We start from the raw sequence: 25,668 nt of genomic DNA on the forward strand, positions 1-25,668 counted from the left end.
GTCACGCCGTTCCAGGTCATGAGTTCTGTGACCGGGACCCGATTCGGTCGAATCGGGTTCGACGAGGAGCGGACGACGCACGGCGGACGAACGGCAGGCGCGCCAATCCCCCACAGGAGAAGCCGAGATGGGACGCAGAGCCGCAGCCCACCCCACCGACCCCACGAGTCGCGTAACTGGCGCGACGTCAACGCCGGTCAATGAAAAGGTAGTTGCTCGCACCACCCCCCGCGTCCGCCGCGCGCGGGCCCTCGTCACCGCCGCCTGCACCACCGCCCTGCTCACCGGTGCCGCCGCGCTGACCGCCCCCGCCGATACGGCCCCGGAACTGGCCGCCGCCCCGGTCGCGGCACCGGCGCGGGTCGCGGCGGCGTGCGGTGAGGGCTCGTACCAGGCGGAGGCGGTGCTCAGCGGCAGTACGTGGACCGCCCGGCGCGGCGGCAGCGTCACGTACACCGGTACCGACATGCGCGCGGCGATCCAGGCCGCCGTCAACAGCCTCACCTCCGGCCGGACGTCGAAGGAGCGGGTCGTCGTACGCGGCTCGGGGTCCATCGGCGCGGGCTCCCGGGTCTCGCTGCCCAGCTACACCGTGCTCGACGTGTGCGGCACGATCAACGTCACCGGCACGGGCTCCGGCGACCAGGCGCCCGTCTACTCCCGCGGCACCCGGGACATCGAGGTCCAGCACCTCAACCTCACCGGCACCCCGCTGTACGGGATCTTCCTGCGCAACGTCCAGAACGTCGTCCTCGGCCAGCTCGACATGCGCCTCTCGCGCGGCCTCGGCGTCCGGATCGACAACCGGGGCGACACCAGCCAGTGGACACGGAACGTCAGGATCGACAACGTGTACGTGTCGGGCGCGAGCAGTCACGCGGTCGAGACGTACGGCGTCGACGGGCTCACCGTCGGGACGGTGACCGCCCGCAATGTCGGCGAGTCCGGACTGCTCCTCAACCAGACGATCAACGCCACGGTCACCAAGGTCGACGCGGACGGCGCGGGCGCCGGCACGGGTTACGCGGCCTTCCGCATGGCCAACCGCAATGGCCGGGTGGGCAGTTCGTACCCGACCAACATCCGGGTCGGCGAGGTGATCGCGCGCGGCGGCGGACGCGGCGTCTTCTGCGTTTCCGAGAGCGGTGGCGCGGTGATCGACCGCATCAACCTCACCAACACCGGCAACAACGCGATCCTGATCGAGAACTGCTACAACGTGAACCTCGCCGCCCAGAGCGGCACGGTCTCCGGCGGCGGCGAGATCAGGCTCGCGGCGCGGTCGGAGTTCGCCAACAACCGTGACATCACCGTCCAGAACCTGACGGTCACGAACTCGTCCATCCGCGAGAGCCCTTGCGGAGAGAACACCACCTTCCGCAACAACCGCCTGGTCAACAGCGTCCAGACCATCTGCTGACCTCTCTCGTGGGCGCGCCCGGCACCCGCTCCCGGGCGCGCCCGCCTCACCGTTTTCGGTCAACCCGGGCGCCGCGTCCCCCGCGCCGCTCCGGGACAGGCCGATGTGACCGGCGATCCGGCCGTCGAGCTCCACCACCCAGGCGGCGACGAGCGAGGGCGGCGTCAGCCATTCGCCGGGCCGGTCCGGCCAGTTGACCGGACAGCCGTCGCGCTCATGGAACTCCGCGAGCACGCGGACACAGTCCCCGAGGCCGACGCATCGGCCGTACCCGCGCCCGTATCCTCAGCGGGCTCGACCGGCCCACACCCACCAGCACCCTGGCCCGGCTGCACGGCACGAGCCCCGCCACCGTCTCCGGGCACATCTCCGCGCTGCGCGCGGCGGGCCTGGTCACGAGCTACCGCGTGGGCCGGTTCATCTACCACGAGCGCACGGTTCTGGGCGTCGCCCTCTCCGGCTGACCGCCCCTCACGGCCCATCCGTCACTCCCGACCGCACTCGGCACACAGGCGTGCGGGGGATCTTGACGGCGGTAATGTTACCGGTAACATTGCCCGCGTCCCAGCCACGGAGAGGCGGAGTCCCGCGTGCCCGACCTACCGACCGCGCAAGAGGTGAAGCACAGCCAACCGGCTCCGGACACAAGGGTGTTCAGCACCCCAGCCGTGGTCGCTTCCTGTGTCGGCTTCGTACTCATCGGCGTGCTCCAAGCGCTCTACGGCCCCGCCATCCCGGCCTTCCGCGACGAGTTCGGACTGTCGCCGTCGGCCGCCGGACTCGGACTGAGCGCGCACTTCGTCGGCGGGGTCGGCGGGGTACTGCTCTTCGACCGGCTCTACGGGCGGATGGGCAACCGGCGGATCCTCGGCACCTCGTACCTGCTCATGGCCCTCGGCGCGGCCGGCTTCGCCCTCGCGCCGAACTGGCCCACCGGCCTCGCCGCCGCCCTGCTCGCGGGCCTCGGCTTCGGCGGCATCGACTACGGCCTCAACCAGCTCTTCGCCGTCGGCTTCGGCCATCGCTCGGCCGCGATGCTGAACGTCCTCAACGCCCACTTCGGCATCGGCGCGATCCTCGGCCCCGCCCTGATCGCCGCCGTCGGCGCCGAGTACTACCCGGCGGTCTTCCTCGCCTTCGCCGCCGCCAACCTGCCGCTGCTGCTGTGCCTGCGGGGCGTACGCGACCGGGTGCCCCAGCCCGCGCCCGGCGCCACGGGCACAACCGGCACGACCGACCCGTCCGGTACCACCGACCCGTCCGGCACGACCGGTGCGGAGGCCGGCGGCTCGGCCCTCGGCCGCAGCCTGGCTTCGGTGCTCGCCGTGTTCGTCACCCTCTACGTCCTGCACGTCGGCATCGAGGCCGGGGTCGGCGGCTGGGAACCCACCCACCTGGAGACGGTCGGATACGGCGCCGGAGCCGCCGCGACCGCCACCTCCGTGTACTGGCTGATGATGACCGTCGGCCGCTTCCTGATCGCCCCGATCGCCCTGCGTCATTCGGCCCAGACGATCATCGTCGTGTGCTGCGCGGGCATGACGGTCTGTCTGCTGCTGGCCGCCGTACCCTGGCTCGCCCCGTACGCCTACGCCGGAGTCGGCCTGTTCATCGCGCCGCTCTTCCCCACCGGCCTGCCCTGGCTCCACGCGGCCGCACCCCGGGCCCGACGGGCCGGAGCGCTCGTCATCGCCGCCTCCATGGTCGGGGGAGTGGCGGCCGGACCGGCGCTCGGCAAGGCCATCGAATGGTCCGGGGTCCGCGCGGTGCCACTGCTGCTCTGCGCGGCCTCGGCCCTGTGCCTGCTGGCCACGCTGTGGCTGATCCGCGCCACCCGCCCCCACTCCCCTTCGCCATGACCCCGTTGCGTCGACCAGCCGCCATCCGCACTCCGTCCCTCCCCTGCCCCGCGACCCCCATACGCCCCAGCTGAAGGGAAACAGCCTTGCGCACGCCCGCTCTGACCACGTCCTCCGACGGTTTCCTCCTCCACGGTGAGCCGTTCCGGATCATCTCCGGCGCCATGCACTACTTCCGCATCCACCCCGACCTGTGGGCCGACCGGCTGCGCAAGGCCCGGCTGATGGGTCTGAACACCGTGGAGACGTACGTCCCCTGGAACCTCCACCAGCCCGGCCCGGACAGCCCGCTCGTCCTCGACGGACTGCTCGACCTGCCCCGCTACCTGAGCCTGGCCCGCGCCGAGGGCCTGCACGTCCTGCTGCGCCCCGGCCCGTACATCTGCGCCGAGTGGGACGGCGGCGGCCTGCCCTCCTGGCTCACCTCGGAGCCCGACATCCGGCTGCGCTCCAGCGACCCCCGCTTCACGGACGCCCTCGACCGCTACCTCGACATCCTGCTGCCCCCGCTGCTGCCGTACATGGCCGCGAACGACGGACCGGTCATCGCCGTCCAGGTCGAGAACGAGTACGGGGCGTACGGCGACGACACCGCGTACCTCAAGCATGTGCACCAGGCGCTGCGTTCACGCGGTGTCGAGGAACTGCTCTTCACCTGCGACCAGGCGGGCTCCGGCCACCACCTGGCCGCCGGCAGCCTGCCCGGGGTCCTGTCCACCGCCACCTTCGGCGGCAGGATCGAGGAATCGCTGAAGGCGCTGCGGGCCCACCAGCCCGAAGGGCCCCTGATGTGCTCGGAGTTCTGGATCGGCTGGTTCGACCACTGGGGCGAGGAGCACCACGTACGGGACGCGGCGAGCGCCGCGGCCGACCTCGACAAGCTCCTGGCGGCCGGTGCCTCCGTCAACATCTACATGTTCCACGGCGGCACCAACTTCGGTTTCACCAACGGCGCCAACCACGATCAGTGCTACGCCCCGATCGTCACCTCCTACGACTACGACGCCGCGCTCACCGAGCCGGGCGACCCCGGCCCCAAGTACCACGCCTTCCGCGAGGTGATCGCCCGCCACGCCCCGGTCCCGGACGAGCCGGCCCCGGCGCCCGCGCCCAAACTCTCCGGCATCACCGTGGAGTTGGACCGCCGGGCGCCCCTGTTGCCGTACGCGACCGCCCTCGTAGCTCCGGCGGGGCGCACCGAACACCCGCTCACCATGGAGGAGTTGGGGCAGCGCTCCGGCTACGTCCTCTACCGCACCACCTTCCCCGAAGCGGGCGACGGCCTGCTCCACTTCACCGGCGGGGTCGGCGACCGCGCCCAGGTCTTCGTGGACGGTGCCCCCGTCGGCGTACTGGAACGCGAACGCCACGACGAGACCCTGCCCCTGCGCGTTCCGCACGCCGGCGCCACGCTCGACGTCCTGGTCGAGAACATGGGCGGCGTCAACTACGGCCCGCGCATCGGCGCCGCGAAGGGCCTGCTCGGCCCGGTCACGTTCAACGGCACCGCCCTGCTCGGCTGGGACGCCCACCGGCTGCCGCCGGCCGACGTGTCCACGGTGCCCTTCGCCCCGGCCGAGGCGACCCCGGTCACCCTCCCCGCCTTCCACCACGGCACCTTCGAGGTCGACACCCCCGCCGACACCTTCCTCGCCCTGCCCGGCTGGACCAAGGGCCAGGCGTGGATCAACGGTTTCCACCTCGGCCGCTACTGGAACCGGGGCCCGCAGCGCACCCTGTACGTCCCGGCCCCCGTCCTGCGCCCCGGCGCCAACGACCTGGTCCTGCTGGAGCTCAACGCCACCACCAGCGCCCGTGCGGAGTTCACGGACACACCCGACCTGGGGCCGGTGAAGCCCTGATGGCGCCGGCGCACCACATACGCCTCCCGGCGCCCGCCGGACCCCCGCTGCGCGGTCATCTCCCCTTCGCCGACGCGCCCGGAGTCGCCGACCCCATCGAGGTCAACAGCCGTTGGCTCACGCGGGGCGGCCGCCCGTGGTTCCCCGTCTCCGGCGAGTTCCACTACACCCGCTACCCCGCCCGGGAGTGGGAGGAGGAACTGCTCAAGATGAAGGCGGGCGGGGTGACGGTCGTCGCCGCGTACGTCATCTGGATCCACCACGAGGAGACCGAGGGCCGCATCCGCTTCGACGGCGACCGCGACCTGCGGCGCTTCGCCGAACTCTGCGCCCGCCACGGCCTGGACTTCATCCCCCGCATCGGTCCCTGGGTCCACGCCGAGGTCCGCAACGGCGGCCTGCCGGACTGGGTCCTGGCCCGCACGGAAGCCCCCCGCACCGACGACCCGGCCTATCTGGCTCCCGTACGCACCTGGTACACGGCGATCGCCGAGCAACTCCACGGCCTGGACCGGTCCAACGGTGGACCGGTCGTCGCGATCCAGATCGAGAACGAGCTGTACGACCAGCCGGGACACCTGCTGTCGTTGAAACGGACGGCCCAGGAGGTGGGCCTGTCCGCCCCGCTGTGGACATCGACGGCCTGGGGTGGCGTCCAGCTGCCACCGGACGAACTGCTGCCCCTGTACGGCGGCTACACCGAGACCTTCTGGACCGAGGCCGACGGCGGCTGGCCCGACACCTGCCGCAAGCACTTCTTCTTCACCCACCAGCGCGACGACGAGGGCATCGGCGCGGACCTCCGTCCGACGACCGTACGCGGCGGCGACCCGTCGGCGTCGGTGAGCCGATTCCCCTGGGCAACCTGCGAGTTGGGTGGCGGTATGGCGGTCGCCTATCACCGCCGTCCACGCGTCGACCCCGCCGACATCGGCGCCCTCGGCCTCACCAAGATCGGCTGCGGCTCGGTCTGGCAGGGCTACTACATGTTCCACGGCGGCACGAACCCGATGGGCGAGCTGACCCCCCTGCAGGAATCCCACGCCACCGGCTACCCCAACGACCTCCCCCTCCTCACCTACGACTTCCAGGCCCCCCTCGGCGAATACGGCCAGTACCGCCCGACCTACGACGAACTCCGCCTCCAACACCTCCTGCTGTCCGACTTCGGCCACCTGATCGCCCCGATGGCCTCGGCCCTGCCCGGGCGGCAGCCGACGGGCCAGGACGACCTGGAGACGCTGCGGTGGGCCGTGCGGGGCGACGGGCGGTCGGGTTTCCTGTTCGTCAACAACCACCAGCCGCATGAGCCGTTGCCGGACCATCCGGGAACGTCGTTCAGGGTGGAGTTCCCGGGGACCGAGGTTCCGGCCGGCTCCGCAGGCTCGGCCGGCCGGGTTCTCTCCCTGCCGAGCTCACCCGTCACGATTCCCCAAGGCGCCTGCTTCTGCTGGCCGTTGAGGCTGGACATCGCCGGGCTGCGGCTCGACTGGGCCACCGCGCAGCCCGTCTGCACGGTCGACGACGACAGCGGTCGTACGATCCTGGTCCTGGCCGCGACGGAAGGCATCACTCCCGAACTCGCCCTGGACGTCCGCACGGTGACGACGGTCTCCGCGCCTTCGGGTGAGGTCACGACCGTCGGCGAGCGCATCCTGGTGACCGGGCTGCGCCCCGGCACGGACGCCCTGGTCGAGGTCGACGCCACCGACGGCAGCCGGGTCGGACTCCTGGTCCTCGACGCGGCGACGGCCCGTACCGCGTACCGGGGGCCCGCCTGGGGCGCCGAGCGGCTGATCCTCTCCGACGGCGGGATCGTCTTCGACGACCACGCGGCCGAAGTGCGCGTCCACAGCTCGGCCCCGCAACCGTCGTTCGCCGTGCTGCCCGCCCCGGAGCGGACTCCGGTGGTGGCCGGGGCCACGGTGAAGGAGGGGGCGGACGGGGTGTTCGGCCGCTACACGGTGGTGGCGGACGAGAACGGGCCCGGCGGATGCGGTGGCGCGGACGGCACGCTGCCGGTCGCCCCGGTCCGGCCCTCCGGCGAGGCCCCGCCGGTCACGACGGGCGTACAGGGGCGGGCGAGCGCGCCTGCCGACGAGTACTTCGACACGGTGGCCGCCGAGTACCACGTGGACGTGGCCATCCCCGACGGCCTTCCACCCGGCACCCTCCTCCGCGTCCACTGGACCGGCGACGTGGCCCGCGCCTACGTCGGGGACCGCCTCGTCGCCGACCAGTTCTACTCCGGCCGGGTCTGGGACATCGGCCTCGACCGGCTGCCGACGGGGGCGGAGGGTGTACGGCTGAGGGTGCTGCCGCTGCCGGCCGGGGCGCCGGTGTACGTGCCGGGCTGGGCGGGCGACTCGGAGATACCCGCGGAGGTCGTCCGAGCGGAGTGGATCACCACCCGCACCTGGCACCTCCGACCGGCCTGACGACCCACGACTCCTCGCCCCGCCGCCCCTACCCGTCCCTCCCCCACTCTCGGCTTCGCTCGAGCGGGGGGACCCCCATCAGGGGCGGTGCCCCTTCGACCCCCACCTGCGGGTGCGTTGTGGTTGCTCGCGCCGTTCCCCGCGCCCCCAAAGGCGAAAAAGCACGGGGCGCAGCCCCTGCTTTTCAGGGGCGCGGGGAACGGCGCGAGCAACCACGACCCACCCGCACCCGAACAATCCATCCAAGACACCCCTCGGGGTCGAAGGGCAGCGCCCCTGGGGACGGGGCGGGTAGGGGCGGCGGGGGCGAAACCGCCAGACCTATCCTGTGGCTCCAGGCAGAACGAGACCGTCCGGACCCCGTCGAAAAGGAATCAGCCGCATGCCCCGAAGCGTCACGGACGGCAGCGCGGCCGGAGGCGGCGGCGAGGCCCGCGGAGCCCGCACCCCCGGTGGTCGCAGTCGGCGGAACTTCGCGGGTTCCCGCCCCGTCATGGACGACGTCGCCCGCCTGGCCGGTGTGTCCAAGCAGACCGTCTCCCGGGTGCTCAACGACAACCCGGCGGTCCGGGCGGAGACCCGCGAGGCCGTGCTGGAGGCCATGCGGACACTCGGGTACCGGCCGAGCCGGAGCGCGCGTTCGCTGGCCAGCGGGCGGACCCGGATGCTCGGGGTGATCTCGTTCGACGCGGCGCGCTACGGCCCCGCCGCCACCCTGACCGCGATCAACACGGCGGCGCAGGCGGCCGGCTACCTGGTCAGTTCCATCGCCCTCGACACGGCGGACCGGGACACGGTCGTCCAGGCGGTGGACCGGCTGTCGGCCGAGGGCGCGGACGGGATCATCGCGATCGCCCCGCAGCGCCCGGTGGCCACCGCGCTCGCACAGGCCCGCCCGGACACCCCGCTGGTGATGCTGGACAACGGCCTCGGCGACGGCACCCCCGTGGTCTCCTCGGACTTCACGGCGGGCGCACGGCTGGCGACCGAGCATCTGCTGGGCCTGGGTCATCCCACCGTCCGGCACATCGCGGGACCGACCGGCTGGACATCCGCCGACCGACGCGCCCAGAGCTGGCGGGAGACCCTGACGAAGGCCGGCGCGCGCGTCCACGAGCCCCTCGTGGGGGACTGGAGCGCCGACTCCGGCTACGAGCTGGGCCGTCGGCTGGCAGGCGATCCGGACGTCACCGCCGTCTTCGCCTCCAACGACCAGATGGCGCTCGGCCTGCTGCGCGCCCTGCACGAGGCCGGCCGGCGCGTTCCGGACGAGGTGAGCGTGGTCGGTTACGACGACATCCCGGAGGCGGCCCATCTGCTGCCCCCGCTGACGACCGTCCGTACCGACTTCTCGGCGATCGGCACGAGGTCGCTGCGCTTGCTTCTGACGCAGTTGGACGACCCGGCGGACACGGGTGACTCCCCGGAGAGGGACCCGGTCATCCCTGTTGAACTCATCGTTCGGGACAGCACGGGGCCGACGCGGTAGCGCGCCGCTGGGGGTGCCGCGACAGGTCGTTGGGCGTCTGCGGCCTCGTCGTGGCTTGTCGCGCCCGCGCGGCGGAGCCGCACATTGATACAGCCCCGCGCCTCTGAAGGGGCGCTCTCCTGGCCCGGCACCGAGCGCCGGGCCAGGAGAGCGCGCCGTCCTAGGTCACGGCTTCCTTGCGATCGCCCCGTACATCGCGATGTCCTCGTCGCGGATGTCCTGCTCGCCCGTGCCGTCCGGGTGCCACTTGTGGACCTGGACGATGCCGGGCTCGACGAGTTCGAGGCCGTCGAAGAACTCGTGGGCCTCGTCGATGGTGCGCAGCCGCATCGGCATGTCGCGGGCCGCGTACTCGCGGGCGACGCGGCCCACCTCCTCGGGGGCGAACTCGGCGGTGCCGATGGTCATCGCCAGGTAGCTGCCCGAGGGGAGGGGTTCCAACAGCCGGCGCACGATACCGACCGCGTCGTCCTCGTCCAGGACGAAGTGGACGATCGCGATCACGGTGAGCGCGACCGGCTTGGTCAGGTCGAGGGTCTCCAGGAACTCGGAGGAGCCGAGGACGGTCTCCGGATCCTGGAAGTCGGCCTCGATGTAGGCGGTCTTGCCCTCGGGGGTGCTGGCCAGCAGCCCCTGGGACAGAGTGAGGACGATCGGGTCGTTGTCCACATAGACGACCCGGGACTCGGGTGCCACCGACTGGGCGATCTCGTGGAGGTTGGGGGAGGTGGGGATGCCGGTTCCGATGTCGAGGAACTGGCGCATGCCCGCCTTCTCGGCGAGCCAGCGCACCGCGCGGTTCATCCAGTCGCGGTTGGCGCGCATATGGACCGGCAGGGCCGGCCACTCGTGCGCCATCGCGTCACCGGCCTCCTTGTCGGCCGGGTAGTAGTCCTTGCCACCGAGGATGTAGTCGTAGATACGCGCGGAATGCGCGTGCTCGGTGTCGATCCGGTCGGCCGGCCATCCGTTGTCGGGCAACGCCGCCCCTCCCATCAAGTCGTGTTGTCCAGGTGCACGGTCGGGCAAAGCCAGGGGTTCAGCAAGCGAAGAACCCCGGATTCAAAACAGGTGGTGCGTCAACGCAGCGTGTCAGCAAGGGAGTCAGAGCAGGAAGTCGGCCTCGCCCGCCTTCACGCCGGCCAGGAAACTGGTCATCTCATGGGGGGTGAAGAGCAGCGCCGGGCCGTCCGGGTCGGTCGACTGGCGTACGGCGACCCGGCCGTCGGAGAGCTTCTTCACCTCCACGCAGGCACCGCCCGCGTCGTCGCTCCACGGTCGGTGCCAGTCCTGGGTGCCTAGGTCACGGGCCTTCATGCCGTTGTGTATGAGGTGGTGCACGTCAGAGCTCCTTGCGTATCGCACCGAGGAGGGCCTCGGTCTTGCGGGCGGGCGCCGACTGCGCGCCCAGCCGGTCCAGAGCCTCGCGGTAGACGACCACGTCGTCGCCCTTGTCGAGATACACGGCGCCCACCAGACCGTTGAGGTAGACGATGTCCGGCAACTCGCGTGCCCTGAACCGGAAGAGGTGGAACGCACCGGCCCGCATGGCCGGGTGCGGACCGTGGTGGAACGGCATGAGCTGGACCGTCACATGCGGCAGGCGGTTGAGCTCGATCAGATGGTCGATCTGGGCGCGCATCACGTCCGGCCCGCCGACCGGCCAGCGGAGCACCGTCTCGTCCATCACCACCCACAGCCGAGGCGGTTGCTCACGGGTGAGGAGTTCCTGGCGCCGCATCCGCAGTGCCACCCGCCGCTCGGTGTCCTCGGTCGCCGCGTGCGGATTCCCGGCGCCGAGCAGGGCGCGCGCGTACTCCTCCGTCTGGAGCAGGCCGTGCACGAACTGCGCCTCGTACGCGCGGATCTGGAGCGCCGCCTGCTCCAGGCTCAGGTAGGCGGCGAACCAGTCGGGCAGTACGTCGCGGTAGGTGTGCCACCAGCCGCGCTTGTTGGCCTCGCGGACGGACTTGAGGAAGGTCTCGATCTCCTGCTGGTCCCGTACGCCGTAGACCTGGAGCAGTTTCTCGACATCCGGGAGGCGGAGCCGGGCGACCTTGGCGGCCTCCATACGGCGGATCGTGGAGTGGCTCACCCCGATCGCCTCGCCCGCCTGCTCGAACGTCAGCCCGGCACGGGTACGGAGCTCCTCCAGTTGTCTGCCGAGGATCATGCGCAGCACGGAGGGGGCACCGCCCCAGTCCGTTTCCGCGGTCACGCCACCCCCTCCCCTCACACCGAGCACAGAGGTCGTACAGAGGTCATATCGAACTGTCGTGCGATCCTTGCGCGTTTTCCTGCAAGGGTTGCGCATTGTCGCGCGAGTCGCTTCGAGATCGAAGTCTGACACGATCTTGGCTCGAACGGGGGTGGCATGCGACCCACAAATTGCAAATTTCAACTTGCTGGTTGCGAGGTGTTGTTCGCGGATGCCACAGTGGACGTACCGTCACGGCTTCGGTGAACGCTGAGGCTGCGCGGCCAGGTTGGGGGAGATGTGGCCGCAACTCAGCGCTGTTCGCCGCGAGTTGCACGAAACCCGCGGCGAATGGCGAGGCGGCCATGGCACCGGCACCCTCCGGTGCGAAGAGCCCACGAAAGGCATACGGCGATGGCTCCGCCCATCCTCCCCCAGTCCACGGACCGGTTAGGCCCGGCCATGTACCCACCCCTTGGAGCAGAGGCGTACGAACCCCACAGAGCGGGCGTGTTCGGACTGCCCGCGGTGCCCGCCTCGGCGGGCGAGGCGCGCAGAACCGTGCGCGAGTTGCTCGGCGAGTGGGGGGTGCGTCCGGAGACCTGTGAGGACGCGCTCCTGATCACGTCCGAGCTGGTCACCAACGCGCTCACCCACACGGACAGCGAGTGGATCGTGTGCCGGCTGGACATCACCGGCCGTCGGCTCCGGATCGAGGTCGAGGACCAGAACAGCGGCCACGCACAGCCTGCCCGGCGTCGTCCGGGCCCCGACGACCAGAATGGGCGAGGGCTCATGCTGGTCGGCATGCTCAGCAGCGACTGGGGGGTCAGAGAGACCCCACAACGGTCCGGTCGCGTCGTCTGGGCAGAACTGCCGTCGGAGGGCCGGGAAACCGCCGAGCCCGCCCCTCCGACGGCTCCGTACGAGAACGAGGGCATCCCCTTGACCGACCCGTCCTGGACCTGAGCGCTCCGCCGGCTCTGCCGATATGCGGCTCCGCCGCGGGGCCGCGATGCGCCGTCGATCGTCCGCGGCACATCGTGGCTGCTCGCGCCCGCGCGGCGGAGCGCACAGGGACATCGCCCCGCGCCCCTTCAGGGCGCCGCCGAACCGCAGCGGACTCCGCCCGCCCCGCCAGCCCGCGTGCGCCGGTGGGAGTGACCGGAGTGCCGCTCCGGTCACTCGTCGGTCTGCCCGGACGTACCCTGCCTCGACAGTGAACCTCTCGCTGCTGGAGGCGTGGTGCGCACCGAGTCCGAGATCGACGTCCTCGTGCTGGGCGGGTCGGGCGTGGACACCGGTTGGGGGCCCCTCCCGCGCGAGCGAAGTCGAGCGTGGGGGAGTACGTCCCCGAACTGCCGCTTCCGTTCGCCGACAGTCATCTGGTTCCGGCCATCGAGACGCGGGCCGGGCAGACCGGCGACTTCCTGGCGGTGGCGACCCACGCGCTCGGACTCAGGACCCACCACCTGGACCTGCTCGGCGACGACAACGAGGGCGACCTGGTCCGCGCACTGCACCGCGACCGGGGCATCCCGCTCACCGAGGGACCCCTGCCCGGCGGTACCCGGCGGGCGGTGAACCTGGTCGGCCCGGACGGGCGCCGCTGCTCCCTCTACGACGGCAGCCGGAGCCAGGAGGTGGGCGAACTGCCGCCGGAGACGGTCCGCTCGCCGGCCGGGGTCAGCCACCATGTCCACGTCTCCATCAGCCGGCCGTGTGCGGCCTCGCTGCAGCTGCCGCGCGACCTGGGGGCGACCGTCTCGACCGATCTGCACGACTGGGACGGCGCCAACCCGTACCACGAGCCGTTCGCGTACGCCGCCGGTCTGGTCTTCCTGTCCGCCGCCGCGCTCGCGGACCGCAGAAGACCATGCGCCGGATCGCCGAGCGGGGCCGCGCGCGGACGGTCGTCGCCACGGACGGGGCGCGGGGCGCGTACCACCTGGTCGACGGCGAGCTGAGCCACATCCCGCCGGTGGCCCCGCCGACACCCGTCGTGGACTCCAACGGCGCCGGTGACGCCTTCGCGGCGGGCTGTCTCTTCGGCCGGCTCACCGGCGAGCCGCCGCACCACCGCGGTCTCTACGGCGCGATCGCGGGCGTCTGCGCCTGCACCGTCCCCTCGACCCGCACCGACTCCCCCAGCCGTGCCGAACTGCTCTCCCGAGCCGAACTGCTCTCCCGAGCCGAGGAGTCGGCCCCCTGAGATTCGGTCGGAGCCGCAGGGGCAGCGCCCCGGCAGTCGGCCATGGCCACCGAGTCGGCGCGCCCTGAACCTCAGCCCGGGCGGAGGCCCGCCGCCACCAGCCGGGCCTCCATCTTCCGGCGGGCCGCGCCGAGCACCGCCAGCAGGAGCTCCTTGCTGGACTGGCGTTGACGTACGTCGCAGAGGAGGACCGGGACGGTGGGCGCCAGGTCGAGCGCCTGACGGACCTGCTCGGCGTCGGCCTCACGGCGGCCGTCGAAGCAGTTGACGCCGACCGCGAACGGAATGCCGCGGGACTCGAAGAAGTCGACCGCGGCGAAGGAGGTGTCGAGCCGCCGGGTGTCGGCGAGGACCACCGCCCCGAGGGCACCCGAGGACAGGTCGTCCCACATGAACCAGAAACGGTCCTGGCCCGGCGTACCGAAGAGATAGAGCACCAGCTCGGGCGAGATGGTGATACGGCCGAAGTCCAGCGCCACGGTGGTCGAGACCTTCTTCTCGACCCCCCTCAGATCGTCCACGCTGCGGCCGGCCGCGGTGATGTGCTCCTCGGTCGCCAGCGGGGTCACCTCGCTCACCGAGCCGACCATGGTGGTCTTGCCGACACCGAAGCCCCCCGCGATGAGGATCTTCAAGGCGGTGGGTACGACCGGCTCGGAGCTGACGGACACCATCCATCACCCTTTCGACGAGTTCCAGGCCCGGCCGCCGCCGCGGTTCACGCGTCCTGCACGTAACCGGACGGGGTCTCCGAACGGGGCGTGGCGCTCAGGTACTTGCCGACCTGTTTGACCAGCGTGCCCATCTCGAACGCCATCATGCCGACGTCCACCTCCTCCGAGGCGATGGCGGCGAGCCGCGCGCCCCGGCCCGCGGCCGTGACGAAGAGGAACGCCCGCTCCATCTGGATGACCGTCTGCTGGACCTCGCCGCCGTGGAAGTGGCGGGCCACGCCCCGGGCCAGGCTGTGCATGCCCGAGCCGACCGCGGACAGATGCTCCGCGTCGTCGAACCGGATGTCCTTCGACTTGCCGATGAGGAGGCCGTCGCCGGACAGCACGATGGCGCAGCGGATCTCGGGTATCCGTTCCACAAGCCCGTCCAGCAGCCAGTCCAGTTGGGGACCGGGGCGTTCCTGCTCTGTCATGTCCTGCGTGTTCCTCACGGTCGGTCGGCGCCGGGGGAGGCACCGGGTCGTCGGGCGCCGGGGGGAGCGCCCGTCAGTCGGCGCCGGGGCGTGGTGTCCGCCGGCCCTAGGTGTCGTCCGGTCCGGCGAGCCGGGCCCGCAGCGAGCCCCGCTGGATCGCCACCATGGCACGGGCCAGGGCGTCCGGGCGGAGCGTGTCCTCGGCGTCGTTGTCCTCCCCGGCCGCTTCGGCCGTTTCCGCGCGGAGCCGTGGCGCGGGCGACGCGCTCCGGGGCCGCCGGGGCAGGCCCTGGGGGAGGGGCTGGGCGTCGGTCTCGGTGCCGGGCGTCTCACCGCTCATCCGGGCCACCGTGTCGTACTGCGCGTGCGGCCGCTGGGGGTCCCCCCGCTCGAGTCCGTTCGAGCGCGGGGGAGGGTGCCTGGCATCTGATTCCTCGTACGACAGCGAACATCCGATGGCGATAAGGGTGCTGCGAGGTGCCCGGCATCCCCTGTGCTCCGGCTTGACGCGCCGTCGGCGAATGTCAGCGGGCGGACGGAACGGTATCAGGACCCGAGCCCCGTCGTCAGCACCCCCCGGACCGTAACTGCCGGGCGGACGGCGGCGATGGGCGAGGTCTTCCGGAGGCGACTCGACGGGCTCGGGCGGCTCGGCGGAGCGAGTGCCTGCGGCGGGTGAAGCGGAAGCAGACTTGTCGACACAGCAATGTCTCAGGATCAGCACTACCCAGCCACATCGGGCACGTGAAGGCGTGGCCTGAAATCTGTGGCGACCTGCTCAAACATGCGCAGACGGCGCGTCAGTTTGGTATTTGGCGCTGCACAGCGCCGAGGGAACGCGCCCCGGACCGGGTGTGCCTGGTGGTCTGGTCGATGGCTGCCCGTTTCCGGGTCGAGGGAACTGGACAAGTTCGACTAGGAAAGTATCAAAATGTGGACATCGTCGTTCCCGTGTCTCACATCCGAGCTCAGATTTCAACAGCCCATATTTCGGCCAAACCCACTAAACGATCTTGGCGTGAGAGGTTGATTTGTAGACCATGTTGCAGTCGGCCAGGTCCCCCCTTGGAACCACAGCCTGACGTACAGCCACCGCGCCTCCCCAGGCGCGGGGAAACGCGAGAAGGGCTTGGCGTGGAACACGTCTTCACAACACAGGACCACGAGGATCTACGGCAGCGGGTACGCGAGTTCGCCGAGCGTGTGGTACGGCCGCTGATACCCGAGATGGAGACCTCCCGTACCGCTCTGGTGGGGCTCTCCCGGCTGATCGCCCAGCAGGGGTGGATCGGTGCCACGATCGACCCGGTCTACGGCGGCATGGGCGCGGGTCATCTCGCCAAAACCGTCATCATCGAGGAACTGTCCCGTGTCAGCGGCGCGATGGGGGCGATGGTCCAGGCCTCCCAGCTGGGCGTTGCCAAGATCATCCACTTCGGGGACGAGAACCAGAAGAGGACCTGGCTGCCGAGGATCGCCGCGGGAGAGGTGCTGCCGACCATCGCCGTCACCGAGCCGGGGTCGGGGGGCCACGTAGCCGGCATGGAGAGCAGCGCCGTACGGGACGGCGACGACTACATCCTCAACGGCCGCAAGGTCTTCGTCGGCAACAGCCATGTGGGGGACGTGCACGGGGTCGTCGTCCGCACCGGCCCGGGCTCCAAGGGCATGACGGCGTTTCTCGTCGAGTCCGACCGGCCCGGCTTCTCCCTCGCCGATCAGGTGCCCTCCATGGGCCTGCACGGCTTCAGCTTCGGGGAGCTCATCTTCGACAACTGCCGGGTGCCGGCCGCCAACCGGCTCGGCGAGGAGGGCGAGGGCCTGGCCGTCGCCTACTCCTCGTCGGTGCTCTACGGCCGCCTCAACCTCACGGCGGTGTCCCTGGGCATCCACCAGGCGGTGTTCGAGGAGACCGCCCGGTACTGCGGTGAAGTGAACCGCTACGGAAAGCCGTTGGGGCACCTGCCCAACATCAAGATCGAGCTGGGACGGATGCTGCAACGCCTCACCCTCGCGCGGCAGAGCGCCTATCTCGCCGCGCATCTGCTGGACAACGGGCGGCCCTGCGACGTCGAGCTCATGTCCGCGAAACTCTTCAATGTCGAGTCGTCCATCGAGTCGGCCCAGGCCTCCGTGAAGATGCACGCGGCCTGCGGCCTGTTCACCGACCGCCCGGTGGAGCGCTATCTACGCGACGCCTTCCACATCTACGCACCCGCCGGCACCTCCGAGATCCAGGGCCTCAGACTGGGCGAGTTCGCGCTCGGCGAGAACAAGGGCCAGTGGTCGGAGCGTCTCGCCGATCTGGTCCGTACCCCGCAGGCCGAGTCGCGGGAGACGGAACTGAGCCCCGTCGGCTAGCCGGAGGACGGGCAGGATCGCCCAGGCCCCGATCCGGTCTCCACCGCCGGGGCGGGGCCCGTTGAGCAGAGAAACCGCGGACACGACGACGTGTCCGCGGCTTTCGTCAACCGGGTGCCCGGCGGCCCGCTTCCCCTCGCCCCACCGGACCGGCGGGGCCCGGTGGCGCTCAGTTGCCGGTGGCGATGGCCTGGATCTGGTCGGACATCTCCTGGGCCATGTGCTTGATGATTTCCAGCCGTTGCCGTCCCCACGTCCGGGAGTCGGTGTCGACGACACAGATCGTGCCGAGGTTGATCCCCGCCAGCGTGTCGACCAGCGGCGCGCCCATGTAGGAGCGGATACCGATCTCGTCCACGACCGGATTCCCCGCGAACCGCGGGTAGTCGCAGACGTCGTCGAGCACCAGCGCCGCGGTCCGCTTGACGGTGTGCGGGCAGAAGCCGTGGTCCAGACGCATCTCCCGGCTCATCGAGGTCTCGGCCGCCTGCCCCTGCGCGATGTTCACGGGCCCGGCGTCCGGCGTGTAGAGCCCGGCGAAGAACTGCCGCCTGTCGTCGACGAAGTTGACCATCGCGTACGGCGCGTCCAGCTCCAGGGCCAGTCGGCGCGCGAAGGCGTCGAACTCGGCCCGGGCGCTGTCCAGCCCCAGCTGGGCGAGCCTGGCCGCGCGTTGCGGGGCGGCCGGATCCTCCGGGGTCAGGAGCAGACGGTCGAGCGGTGGCTCATAGGAGGAGTAGGGGCTGTTCATGAGAACTCCGTTCGGGGTCGGCTGAGTTGAGTAAACATCAACGGAGCACGGGTGGCTGGTGCGTCGCCACGCCGGGTGTCATGCCGAGCAGGTGCTGCACGAGTTCGACCAGCACGCCCGTACTGGAACTGCAGTGCCGGGCGTCGCAGAACACGATCGGTGCGTTGGACTTCAGACCGATGGCGTCGCGGACCTCTTCGGTGGAGTACTCGTACGCACCGTCGAACTCGTTCACCCCGACGACGAACGGGATGCCGCGGACCTCGAAGAAGTCCACCGCGGGGAAGCACGCGTCGAGCCGGCGGGTGTCGGCGAGCACCACCGCGCCCAGCGCCCCGTCGGACAGTTCGTCCCACATGAACCAGAACCGCTCCTGCCCGGGTGTACCGAACAGATACAGGACGTGGCTCGAGTCGAGGGTGATACGACCGAAGTCCATGGCCACCGTGGTGGTGGACTTGTCCTCCACCCCGTCGAGGCTGTCCATGCGGACGCTGGCCGTGGTGATGACCTCCTCGGTACTCAGTGGAGCGATCTCGCTGACCGCCCCCACGAAGGTCGTCTTGCCCACCCCGAACCCTCCCGCCACGAGGATCTTGAGCGCGGTCGGGAAGGGGTCAGAGCCGTGCGCGTAGGCCATCAAGCACCGCCTCCAAAACTTCTCGGTTGGCGGCGGAGGCCGCCTCGACGGCACGGGGCGCCCGTGCGGTGAGCGCCTCGTGCTGCACTAGGTCGGACAACAGGACTTTGGTGACGGCGACCGGGAGGTTCATCCGCGCGGACACCTCGACCACCGGCACCGGCCTGACACACAGGCCGAGCACCATGTCGTGGTCGGGGCCGAGGTCGGTGCTCGGCTGAATGCCGGTGGCCATCACCAGGGTGAGCAGGTCGAAAGGCGTCGAGGGCCGAGTGCGCCCGTTGCTGACGGTGAACGGCCGGACTAAGCGTCCGGCCTCCTCGTCCAGGAACATCTCGTCCGTCATCGCGTCACATCCCCGCGCTGGACGGTGCGATGGTGGGACGGCGGGCCGGCGTGGCGAGGAACGGCTGCACGGCCCGGATCAGCATGCCCATCTCGTAGCCGAGCGTCTCGGTGTGCGTCGACGAGTCCGCGGTGACCGCCAGCACGGCGCCGTGGCCCGCCGAGGCCACGATGAGGATGCCGTTGTGCAGTTCCACGATGACCTGGCGGACGGTGCCGCCGTTGCCCAGCACCCTGTCGTGACCGAAGGAACGGCCCAGGGAGTTGAGCCCGGAGGCAATCGCGGCCAGCCGGTCGGCGTCGTCGGCGCCCAGATCCACATGTGCCTTGCTCAAGCCGTCGGACGAGAGCAACAGCACCTGGCGGGTACCGGGGACGGTCTTCTTGAGGTTCTCCAGCAGCCAGTCGATGTTCTGTCCGGTGGGGTGGCTATCGCTCACCATGGTGGGGTTCTTCTCCTTGCGGTTGGGGCGGGGCCCAGCGCGTGTCGTCGACGGGGATCGCGTCGGAGGTCGCGCCGGCGAGACCGAAGCCTCGATTGATACCGGCCAGGAGGCCGGGGCTGAAGTTCAGGTCCTGTTCGTTGGTCTCGGGACGCGCGGGACCGTGGCGGAGCTCGGGGGCCAGATGCTCCATCGCACGGCGCTTCGGCAGGATCGGCCTGGCGGACGGACCGGACCCGTGCGGGGCGGCCGACGGACGGTCGTAGCCCGAGGGGCGGTACTCGGACCGCACCTCGGAGACCGGCTGTGCCCGCTCGTGCCGCGCGGCCGCCGGGGGCGGCGCGGGGGCGGCCGACCGCTGCGGTACGCCGACCGGGGGACCGGCCTGGGCGGGGATGGCGGCCGGGGGACCCGCGTGCGCGTGGGACGGTACGGCGACCGGCGGAGCCGAGTGGGACGGGGTCTCCCAGGAGGGCGCCGGTGCCGGACGGGGCGCGGCGGGCCGTACCTGGGCCGGTGCCTGGGCGGGAGCCTGCCCCTCCTCCTGACCCAGCAGTCCCTGCGGGAGCACCAGGATCGCCTGGACACCGCCGTAGATGTTGCCCTGCAGCTGGACCGCGATGCCGTGCCGGCGGGCCAGGGACGAGACCACGAACAGACCGATCCGGCCGTCGGCGAGCAGTTTGGCGACGTCGATGCGGGCCGGGTCGGAGAGCAGCGTGTTGATCCGGTCCTGGTCCTCCTGGGGTATGCCCAGGCCCCGGTCCTCCACCTCGATGGCGATGCCGGCGGTCACCCGGCGGGAGCGCAGGAGGATCTGGGTGTCCGGGTGGGAGAACATGGTGGCGTTCTCGACCAGTTCGGCCAGCAGGTGGATGACGTCGGCGACCGCGTGGCCGCGCAGGGTGCCCTCGATGGGCGGCACCAGCTTGACGCGGGAGTACTGCTCGACCTCGGCGATGGAGGACCGCAGCACCTCGGTCAGCGTCACCGGATTGGTCCACTGGCGACGGGAGACCGCGCCACCGAGCACCGCGAGGTTCTCCGCGTGCCGCCGTATTCGGGTGGCCAGGTGGTCGATGCCGAAGATGCGCCGGAGCAGGTCCGGGTCCTCGACCTGGTTCTCCAGATCGTCCAGCTCACGGATGGTGCGGTGGACGAGCGACTGCAGCCGGCGGGCGAGATTGACGAAGACCTCGACCTTGTCGCTGTTGTCGTCCGAGGCGGCCTGGAAGTAGCTCGCCGCCCAGATCAGGGCTTCCCTGGCCCGGTGCTGCGCCGCCGTGACGTCGTACTCCAGCTGCTGGTACGGGTCTTCGGCGCGCGGCGCCTGGTACGCGAACCCGCGGGACACCAGCTGTTCGCCCCGCTTGAGGCGGGTCAGGTCCTCGTCGAGCGCCCAGTTGCCGGTGGTGACGGCCTGCCGCAGCGACTCGACGCGCCGGGCCTCGGTCCTGGCCCGGGACTTCGCCGCCATCACGGCACCGGCCAGGCAGCCGCAGCCGAGGACCGCGCCGCCCGCCAGCACACCCCAGGTGGCGGCGTCGGCCGTGCCGTCCTGCAGCCGCAGGACCGTGCCCGTGACGGCGGTGGAGATTCCGGCCATGACCGCGGCGGGGAGTACGGCGAGTCGGGTCAGCCGGGGCTGCGGCGCAGAGGAATCCGCGGAATCCGACGCCCCGGTCTTTCCGTGCCGGTGGCGACGCGAGGGCGTCGTCGTGTCCGACCGACCATGATCCGGGGTCGTTGCGAAGGGTGGGGGTTCAGGCATCGGAGTCCTCTCGATCAGCCAGTACGCGACAGAGTAGCGAAGAACGTCAACTATCTGACCAGCAGTCCTAGACGCTCAGGGGAGGTCTGTCACCTGAAGTGCCGTCAGCGGCGGCAAGGGCCTGCGACGCCTTTTTACCGTCTATTCACGGGGCGGCGCCGCAACAGTTCTTCACACCACGGCGATGGCACCGCACCACCTGTGAAAGAGGGGCTGGCGGGCGGCTGACCACCTGCGGGGTTCCGTCCCGCCGTGACCCGGCCGGGGCCGTTCCGGCCGAGCGCCGGACGCCGGGTTCACACCCCTCGGCCGTGGTGCCGACGCCCGTCAACTGGGCTTATGCCATGTCCTGCTGTCCGCGGAGGAGGCCTGGTCACACACGGTGCGCACGCCGAATCCCAGCAACATTCACACCAAGAAGGCGGAAAACGCGCGGTGCGCCTGCTTGCGAAGGGGCGCTCGGCTCGACGAGGCGGGCGGGATCGATCAACGGCTATGCTTTGACTAAGCTTTAGACTTCAACGGAACTTCGGGAGGGGGCAAGTGTGAGAACCTACTCGCCGGGTCGTCCCCTCGGCGCGGCCCCTTTACCGAACTCACCTGCTCTCAGGAGCGGTTGAGTCAACGTATGCTCTGGCGCATCTCCCGTGGGCTGACGCCGTAGCGCCGTCGGAAGGCGGTGCTCAGGGCGCTCGCGGAGGAGAAGCCGGCGGAGTAGGCGAGATCCGTGATCGTCATGTGCTCGCACTCAGCGCACAGTAAGCGGTCCCGGACGAGGCGCAGCCGCTCCTCACGGATCAGCTCGCGGGGCGTGGTTCCCGCTTTCTGCAGGGCGAGTTGGATCTGACGCAGCGACCAGCCGAGGGCGCGCGCCACCGCCGTACCCGTGAGGTTCGGGTCGGCCGCGTGGTCGCGCACATAACGGCGGACCATCGCCTCCACCTCGCCCAACTGCCCGGGAACGTCGGGACGGTCGTCGCCGACGGCGAGCATGCACACCAGTTCCACGACCCGGTCGGAGACGGCGTTGAACTCCGGGTCGGTGAGGTGCTCCCGCTCCTCGTGCAGACCGGTCAGCATCGACCCGACGATACGGCCCAGGCCGGAGGAGAGGTTCAGACCGCTGGCGACCGGTGACCTGGCGTTGAGCCGGCCGTCCACCTCGCGGGCCGGGATGGTGAGGATGAACGCGTCGATGGCGTCGCTCTGGAGACACTGGAAGGGCGAGGCGAAGGTGACCAGCGCCGCGGTGCCCCGGGTCAGCCGGGCCTCCTCGCCGTCCTGCCTCAGTACTATCTCGCCGCTCATCGGCAGCAGCAGCCGGTAGTCCTCGTCCGGGTCCTGGCGGACCTGGCGGAGTGTGCGGGTGTACTCGATCTCGTCCGACCGGTACTTCACCAATTGGTACGTGTCAGTGCGCTGACGGACGGTCTCGCCGCGGAAGTTGTCCGACTGGGCGTATCTGAAGCCCATCCGGGACTGGTACGAGCCGATCTGCTCGGTCCAGAAGTCGGCACGCTCGCGCGGGTCCAACTCCTCGGTGGTCAGCGTCTCGACGCTGTAGCTTCCCGCGGGCAACGCTGCTCCTCCCCTGTGCCGGGCCCCCGATGGCGTCCTTGTGATCTCTTACGGTCCCCGGCTGGAAAATCTTCAACTTCTGCTTGATCAAAGATAGTTACCGTCCGGTCAGACTCGGAGGGCACCTTAGCGTGGCAAGCGGTTGCCATGCCGCTCGGGCCGAGGTGGCCGAATATGCCGGGGTCAGTGTCACGCCTCATGCGCGCCCCTTGCGCCACTCATGCGCCCTGTGGCAACTTCCGTGCGCGTCACCGAAAGTGCCCGAGCGGTCGCCGGGCTAGCGTCGGGCGCTCCGTCAACTCCCGCCCGGCGTCCTGGACCCGGACGCCTGGGGACTTGAGGACGTAAGGACTTGTGGACTTCATGACCGAACCCATACCGCAGGCGGTGACCTGGGCCCTGGCAGCGGCCCTGCTCGCCACCGCCGTACTCCTGCTGCGCCAGCACGGGATCAGCAGGCGGCAGCGCCGCCGGAACGCCGTTCTGGCCGACGGCGTGCGGGCCCGGGAGGAGGAGCTGCGCCATCTGGTCACGGTCCGGCTGCCGGCGCTGGCGGACCGCCCCGGCCAGGACGTGCCGGGCGTCGGACCGCTCGACGCCCAGCTCGCCGACACGGAGTTCGGCAAGGGCCTGGACGAGGTACTGGCCCGCTTCTCCGGCGCCGTCGAGCACGCGCAGGCCCGCGCCGACCAGTCCGCCAAGGCCGCCCTCAAGGCGTCGATGCGCTCGATCCAGGCCCTCGCCAACGAGCAGCAGGTGGCCATCTCCGAGATGCAGGACCGGCACGACGACCCCGACGTGCTGCGTGACCTCCTCGAAGTCGACCACACCAACGCCCAGTTCGGCCGCCGCGCCCAGGCCATCGCCGTACTGTGCGGCTCCTGGCCCGGCCGGCAGCGCGCCACCTCCCCCCTCGTCGAGGTCGTCCGGGGCGCCACCTCGCGCATCCGCGACTACCGGCGCGTCCGCGTGCACGGCCAGGTCGACATCGCGGTGGAGAGCCGCGCCGTGGAGCCGGTCGTCCTCGCGATCGCCGAGCTGCTCGACAACGCCGCCCGGCACTCACAGCCCAACACCACGGTCGAGGTCAACGTCCAGAACGTGCACAACGGCGCGTGCGTCGTCATCGACGACGCGGGTGTCGGCATGGACGCCCACGCCGTGGACCGCGCCACCCATCTGCTCAGTGGACGCAGCGAGGTGGACGTCACCCGCCTCGACGACCCGCCCCAGTTCGGCTTCCCCCTCATCGGGGTTCTCGCCCGGCGTTATGGGTTCACCGTCTCCGTGGACACCCGCTCGCCGTACGGCGGCGTCCGCGCCGTCGCGTTCCTGCCCGCCGTGCTGCTCACCCACCTGGAGCCCGCCGCCCCGGAGCCACAGATCGATCCGACACCCGCACCCGCACCCGACCCCGCCTCCCGCCCGGCCCACGCCGAGAGCGCCCCCGAGGGCATGACCGAGGGCACGACGGAGGGCGGACTGCCCAAGCGCCGCAGGCGCACCCCGAAGCGGACGACCGCCCCCGAGCCGGAGCCCGCGACGGCCGCCGACGTCCCCGGCCGCTCGCCCGAGGAGAACGCCCGCATCATGGGCGCCTTCGCCCGCGGCACCCGCTTCGGCCGCGCGGCGGGACGCATCCTCGACGAGGACGAGTACGTCCCCGACTCCACCGCCGACTCCGCGCGGTCCGCCCCCCACGAGAACGAAGGGACCCCCCACGCATGATCGAGCCCACGACCAACGCGCTGGGCTGGATGCTCGACGACGTGCTGAAGGTCCCCGAGGCGCGGCACGCCATCCTGCTCTCCGCCGACGGCATGCTCCGCGCCCACTCCGCCGACATCGACCGCGACGACGCCGAGCGGCTCGCGGCCGGCCTCTCCGGACTGCAGTCGATCAGCCGCAGCACCGCCGAGTTCTGCGGCTCGACGGACAGCCCGTGGCGGCAGACCCTGATCGAGTTCGGGCACGGCTTCGTCTTCCTGGTCGCGGCCGGCGAGGGCGCCTATCTCGCGGTGTCCACCGGCGACGAGGTCGACATGGAGGCGGTGACCTACCGCATGCACAAGCTCGTCGACCGGCTCGGCAAGGAACTGACCAGCCCGGCGCGGCTGGACACGGGCAGCAGGGCATGACGCCCCGTCGCCGGCCCGAGGGGCGTCTGGTGCGGTCGTACGTCGTCACCGACGGCCGCGCCCATCCGACCCGCAACACCCTCGACCTGGTCACGCTGCTGAACGCCGCCACCGACCTGCCGCTGTCCGGCCTCAACCCGGAGAAGCGCCGGGTGATGGAGCTGTGCCGGCCCGGCTCGCTCTCCCTCGCCGAGGTGGCCGGCCATCTGCGGCTGCCGGTCAGCGTGACCAAGGTGCTGGTCGCCGACCTCATGGACAGCGGCCACATCGTCACCCGCGCACCCGCCCCCACGATCGAGTGGACTCACGCGGGGGGACCCCCATCGGCCGCCCGGCCGTCCGACGCCAGCATCCTTCAGGAGGTCCTCGATGGGCTCCGCGCCCGCCTCTGACGACGTCTACCTACGGCCGACGGTGAAGACAGCGGTCAAGCTGCTCGTCGTCGGTCACTTCGCCGTCGGTAAGACCACGTTCGTCGGCACGCTCTCCGAGATCCGGCCGCTGCGCACCGAGGAGGTCATGACGGAAGCCGGCGCCCTGGTCGACGACCTCGCCGGCACCCGCGACAAGACCACCACCACGGTCGCCATGGACTTCGGCCGGCTCACCCTCAACGACTCCCTGGTGCTGTACCTGTTCGGCGCCCCGGGACAGCAGCGCTTCACCAAGCTCTGGCAGGACATGACCCGCGGCGCCCTCGGCGCGCTGGTCCTCGCCGACACCCGACGCCTGTCCCACTCCTTCGACGTGATGGGCGTCCTGGAGGAGCTGGACCTGCCGTACGCGGTCGCCGTCAACGACTTCGACGGCGCCCCCGTGCACGACCTGGACGAGGTGCGCGAGGCCCTCGACCTGCTCGACGAGACCCCGCTGGTGCGCTGCGACGCCCGAGACCCGGAGTCGTCCACCCGGGCACTGATCTCCCTCGTCGAGTACCTGCTCAGCCGCGAGACCGAACTGGAGCACGCGTGACCCCCGCATCGCCGTCCGGCCCGCCCCCGGGCTGCCCGGCCCACG

24 protein-coding genes and 1 pseudogene are annotated in these 25,668 nt (G+C 70.9%); 13 read left to right on the forward strand and 12 right to left on the reverse strand.

The window, feature by feature from the left end:
• Nucleotides 1-127 precede the first annotated feature (127 nt).
• The 6 genes from JIX55_RS38135 to JIX55_RS38160 all read left to right on the forward strand — a co-directional run bounded on the left by JIX55_RS38135 (nucleotide 128) and on the right by JIX55_RS38160 (nucleotide 9,068).
• Complete coding sequence (locus tag JIX55_RS38135; RefSeq protein ID WP_257567775.1) at nucleotides 128-1,420, forward strand: hypothetical protein; 1,293 nt, start codon at nucleotides 128-130, stop codon at nucleotides 1,418-1,420.
• A gap of 329 nt (nucleotides 1,421-1,749) precedes the next feature.
• Nucleotides 1,750-1,884, forward strand: a complete 135-nt coding sequence (locus JIX55_RS51590) for an ArsR/SmtB family transcription factor (RefSeq protein ID WP_443046743.1) — start codon at nucleotides 1,750-1,752, stop codon at nucleotides 1,882-1,884.
• A gap of 186 nt (nucleotides 1,885-2,070) precedes the next feature.
• Nucleotides 2,071-3,279: an MFS transporter gene (locus JIX55_RS38145; RefSeq protein ID WP_257567776.1), complete on the forward strand. Its 1,209-nt coding sequence runs from the start codon at nucleotides 2,071-2,073 to the stop codon at nucleotides 3,277-3,279.
• Between the two features lie 86 nt (nucleotides 3,280-3,365).
• A complete protein-coding gene (locus tag JIX55_RS38150) occupies nucleotides 3,366-5,141 on the forward strand; it encodes a glycoside hydrolase family 35 protein (RefSeq protein ID WP_257567777.1) in 1,776 nt (591 codons plus the stop codon).
• Complete coding sequence (locus JIX55_RS38155; protein ID WP_257567778.1) at nucleotides 5,141-7,579, forward strand: beta-galactosidase; 2,439 nt, start codon at nucleotides 5,141-5,143, stop codon at nucleotides 7,577-7,579. Before JIX55_RS38150 ends, JIX55_RS38155 begins: the two co-directional genes overlap by 1 nt.
• A 382-nt stretch (nucleotides 7,580-7,961) precedes the next feature.
• Complete coding sequence (locus JIX55_RS38160; RefSeq protein ID WP_257567779.1) at nucleotides 7,962-9,068, forward strand: LacI family DNA-binding transcriptional regulator; 1,107 nt, start codon at nucleotides 7,962-7,964, stop codon at nucleotides 9,066-9,068.
• Between the two features lie 165 nt (nucleotides 9,069-9,233).
• On the opposite strand, the gene JIX55_RS38165 is transcribed toward JIX55_RS38160, so the two are convergent.
• The 3 genes from JIX55_RS38165 to JIX55_RS38175 form a co-directional block, all read right to left on the reverse strand.
• The gene (locus JIX55_RS38165; protein WP_257567780.1) at nucleotides 9,234-10,049 is read right to left on the reverse strand and encodes an SAM-dependent methyltransferase; all 816 of its coding nucleotides are present in this window, start codon (nucleotides 10,047-10,049) and stop codon (nucleotides 9,234-9,236) included.
• 123 nt (nucleotides 10,050-10,172) lie between these two features.
• Nucleotides 10,173-10,385, reverse strand: a complete 213-nt coding sequence (locus JIX55_RS38170; protein ID WP_257569615.1) for a DUF397 domain-containing protein — start codon at nucleotides 10,383-10,385, stop codon at nucleotides 10,173-10,175.
• A 25-nt stretch (nucleotides 10,386-10,410) separates the two neighbouring features.
• Nucleotides 10,411-11,286 carry a helix-turn-helix domain-containing protein gene (locus tag JIX55_RS38175; RefSeq protein ID WP_257567781.1) on the reverse strand — a complete coding sequence of 292 codons (876 nt, stop codon included), beginning with the start codon at nucleotides 11,284-11,286 and terminating at the stop codon, nucleotides 10,411-10,413.
• A 489-nt stretch (nucleotides 11,287-11,775) separates the two neighbouring features.
• Between JIX55_RS38175 and JIX55_RS38180 the strand changes: the two genes are divergently transcribed.
• Nucleotides 11,776-12,234: an ATP-binding protein gene (locus tag JIX55_RS38180; protein WP_257567782.1), complete on the forward strand. Its 459-nt coding sequence runs from the start codon at nucleotides 11,776-11,778 to the stop codon at nucleotides 12,232-12,234.
• A gap of 276 nt (nucleotides 12,235-12,510) precedes the next feature.
• A pseudogene (locus JIX55_RS38185) lies at nucleotides 12,511-13,477 on the forward strand (PfkB family carbohydrate kinase).
• A gap of 71 nt (nucleotides 13,478-13,548) precedes the next feature.
• On the opposite strand, the gene JIX55_RS38190 reads toward JIX55_RS38185, so the two are convergent.
• The 3 genes from JIX55_RS38190 to JIX55_RS38200 form a co-directional block, all read right to left on the reverse strand.
• Nucleotides 13,549-14,151, reverse strand: coding sequence for a GTP-binding protein (locus tag JIX55_RS38190; RefSeq protein WP_257567783.1), 603 nt, complete (start codon nucleotides 14,149-14,151; stop codon nucleotides 13,549-13,551).
• A gap of 44 nt (nucleotides 14,152-14,195) precedes the next feature.
• Nucleotides 14,196-14,624, reverse strand: a complete 429-nt coding sequence (locus tag JIX55_RS38195) for a roadblock/LC7 domain-containing protein (protein WP_257567784.1) — start codon at nucleotides 14,622-14,624, stop codon at nucleotides 14,196-14,198.
• A 106-nt stretch (nucleotides 14,625-14,730) separates the two neighbouring features.
• Nucleotides 14,731-14,964: a hypothetical protein gene (locus JIX55_RS38200; protein WP_257567785.1), complete on the reverse strand. Its 234-nt coding sequence runs from the start codon at nucleotides 14,962-14,964 to the stop codon at nucleotides 14,731-14,733.
• A gap of 794 nt (nucleotides 14,965-15,758) precedes the next feature.
• Here JIX55_RS38200 and JIX55_RS38205 point away from each other — a divergent pair.
• Nucleotides 15,759-16,985: an acyl-CoA dehydrogenase family protein gene (locus tag JIX55_RS38205; RefSeq protein WP_257567786.1), complete on the forward strand. Its 1,227-nt coding sequence runs from the start codon at nucleotides 15,759-15,761 to the stop codon at nucleotides 16,983-16,985.
• Nucleotides 16,986-17,154: 169 nt separating this feature from the next.
• On the opposite strand, the gene JIX55_RS38210 is transcribed toward JIX55_RS38205, so the two are convergent.
• The 6 genes from JIX55_RS38210 to JIX55_RS38235 form a co-directional block, all read right to left on the reverse strand.
• Nucleotides 17,155-17,736, reverse strand: coding sequence for a GAF domain-containing protein (locus tag JIX55_RS38210; protein ID WP_257567787.1), 582 nt, complete (start codon nucleotides 17,734-17,736; stop codon nucleotides 17,155-17,157).
• A gap of 37 nt (nucleotides 17,737-17,773) precedes the next feature.
• Entirely contained in the window at nucleotides 17,774-18,376 is a 603-nt protein-coding gene (locus JIX55_RS38215) for a GTP-binding protein (RefSeq protein ID WP_257567788.1), read from the reverse strand.
• Nucleotides 18,354-18,722, reverse strand: coding sequence for a DUF742 domain-containing protein (locus JIX55_RS38220; RefSeq protein ID WP_257567789.1), 369 nt, complete (start codon nucleotides 18,720-18,722; stop codon nucleotides 18,354-18,356). The genes JIX55_RS38215 and JIX55_RS38220 overlap by 23 nt, the downstream gene beginning before the upstream one ends.
• 4 nt (nucleotides 18,723-18,726) lie before the next feature.
• Entirely contained in the window at nucleotides 18,727-19,164 is a 438-nt protein-coding gene (locus tag JIX55_RS38225) for a roadblock/LC7 domain-containing protein (RefSeq protein ID WP_257567790.1), read from the reverse strand.
• A complete protein-coding gene (locus JIX55_RS38230; RefSeq protein ID WP_443046626.1) occupies nucleotides 19,151-20,935 on the reverse strand; it encodes an ATP-binding protein in 1,785 nt (594 codons plus the stop codon). Before JIX55_RS38230 ends, JIX55_RS38225 begins: the two co-directional genes overlap by 14 nt.
• A 621-nt stretch (nucleotides 20,936-21,556) precedes the next feature.
• Nucleotides 21,557-22,513, reverse strand: a complete 957-nt coding sequence (locus JIX55_RS38235) for an AraC family transcriptional regulator (protein WP_257567792.1) — start codon at nucleotides 22,511-22,513, stop codon at nucleotides 21,557-21,559.
• A 363-nt stretch (nucleotides 22,514-22,876) separates the two neighbouring features.
• Between JIX55_RS38235 and JIX55_RS38240 the strand changes: the two genes are divergently transcribed.
• Genes JIX55_RS38240 through JIX55_RS38255 form a run of 4 tightly spaced genes read left to right on the forward strand, consistent with a single transcriptional unit; the run spans nucleotide 22,877 to nucleotide 25,623 of the window.
• Nucleotides 22,877-24,241: an ATP-binding protein gene (locus JIX55_RS38240; RefSeq protein ID WP_257567793.1), complete on the forward strand. Its 1,365-nt coding sequence runs from the start codon at nucleotides 22,877-22,879 to the stop codon at nucleotides 24,239-24,241.
• Nucleotides 24,238-24,651, forward strand: a complete 414-nt coding sequence (locus JIX55_RS38245) for a roadblock/LC7 domain-containing protein (RefSeq protein WP_257567794.1) — start codon at nucleotides 24,238-24,240, stop codon at nucleotides 24,649-24,651. The genes JIX55_RS38240 and JIX55_RS38245 overlap by 4 nt, the downstream gene beginning before the upstream one ends.
• Entirely contained in the window at nucleotides 24,648-25,043 is a 396-nt protein-coding gene (locus JIX55_RS38250) for a DUF742 domain-containing protein (RefSeq protein WP_257567795.1), read from the forward strand. The genes JIX55_RS38245 and JIX55_RS38250 overlap by 4 nt, the downstream gene beginning before the upstream one ends.
• Entirely contained in the window at nucleotides 25,021-25,623 is a 603-nt protein-coding gene (locus JIX55_RS38255; protein ID WP_257567796.1) for a GTP-binding protein, read from the forward strand. The genes JIX55_RS38250 and JIX55_RS38255 overlap by 23 nt, the downstream gene beginning before the upstream one ends.
• Nucleotides 25,624-25,668: the final 45 nt, after the last annotated feature.

This window comes from Streptomyces sp. DSM 40750 (assembly GCF_024612035.1).
GTDB lineage: Bacteria > Actinomycetota > Actinomycetes > Streptomycetales > Streptomycetaceae > Streptomyces.

Excerpts from the sequence above, each read along its gene's own strand:
- JIX55_RS38230 (WP_443046626.1), bottom strand. The coding sequence starts at position 20,935 with ATGCCTGAACCCCCACCCTTCGCAACGACCCCGGATCATGGTCGGTCG.
- JIX55_RS38255 (WP_257567796.1), top strand. The coding sequence starts at position 25,021 with ATGGGCTCCGCGCCCGCCTCTGACGACGTCTACCTACGGCCGACGGTG.
- JIX55_RS38200 (WP_257567785.1), bottom strand. The coding sequence starts at position 14,964 with ATGAGCGGTGAGACGCCCGGCACCGAGACCGACGCCCAGCCCCTCCCC.
- JIX55_RS38170 (WP_257569615.1), bottom strand. The coding sequence starts at position 10,385 with ATGAAGGCCCGTGACCTAGGCACCCAGGACTGGCACCGACCGTGGAGC.
- JIX55_RS38210 (WP_257567787.1), bottom strand. The coding sequence starts at position 17,736 with ATGAACAGCCCCTACTCCTCCTATGAGCCACCGCTCGACCGTCTGCTC.
- JIX55_RS38195 (WP_257567784.1), bottom strand. The coding sequence starts at position 14,624 with ATGACAGAGCAGGAACGCCCCGGTCCCCAACTGGACTGGCTGCTGGAC.
- JIX55_RS38250 (WP_257567795.1), top strand. The coding sequence starts at position 24,648 with ATGACGCCCCGTCGCCGGCCCGAGGGGCGTCTGGTGCGGTCGTACGTC.
- JIX55_RS38190 (WP_257567783.1), bottom strand. The coding sequence starts at position 14,151 with ATGGTGTCCGTCAGCTCCGAGCCGGTCGTACCCACCGCCTTGAAGATC.
- JIX55_RS38240 (WP_257567793.1), top strand. The coding sequence starts at position 22,877 with ATGACCGAACCCATACCGCAGGCGGTGACCTGGGCCCTGGCAGCGGCC.
- JIX55_RS38225 (WP_257567790.1), bottom strand. The coding sequence starts at position 19,164 with ATGGTGAGCGATAGCCACCCCACCGGACAGAACATCGACTGGCTGCTG.
- JIX55_RS38135 (WP_257567775.1), top strand. The coding sequence starts at position 128 with ATGGGACGCAGAGCCGCAGCCCACCCCACCGACCCCACGAGTCGCGTA.
- JIX55_RS38220 (WP_257567789.1), bottom strand. The coding sequence starts at position 18,722 with ATGACGGACGAGATGTTCCTGGACGAGGAGGCCGGACGCTTAGTCCGG.
- JIX55_RS38160 (WP_257567779.1), top strand. The coding sequence starts at position 7,962 with ATGCCCCGAAGCGTCACGGACGGCAGCGCGGCCGGAGGCGGCGGCGAG.
- JIX55_RS38155 (WP_257567778.1), top strand. The coding sequence starts at position 5,141 with ATGGCGCCGGCGCACCACATACGCCTCCCGGCGCCCGCCGGACCCCCG.
- JIX55_RS38245 (WP_257567794.1), top strand. The coding sequence starts at position 24,238 with ATGATCGAGCCCACGACCAACGCGCTGGGCTGGATGCTCGACGACGTG.
- JIX55_RS38215 (WP_257567788.1), bottom strand. The coding sequence starts at position 18,376 with ATGGCCTACGCGCACGGCTCTGACCCCTTCCCGACCGCGCTCAAGATC.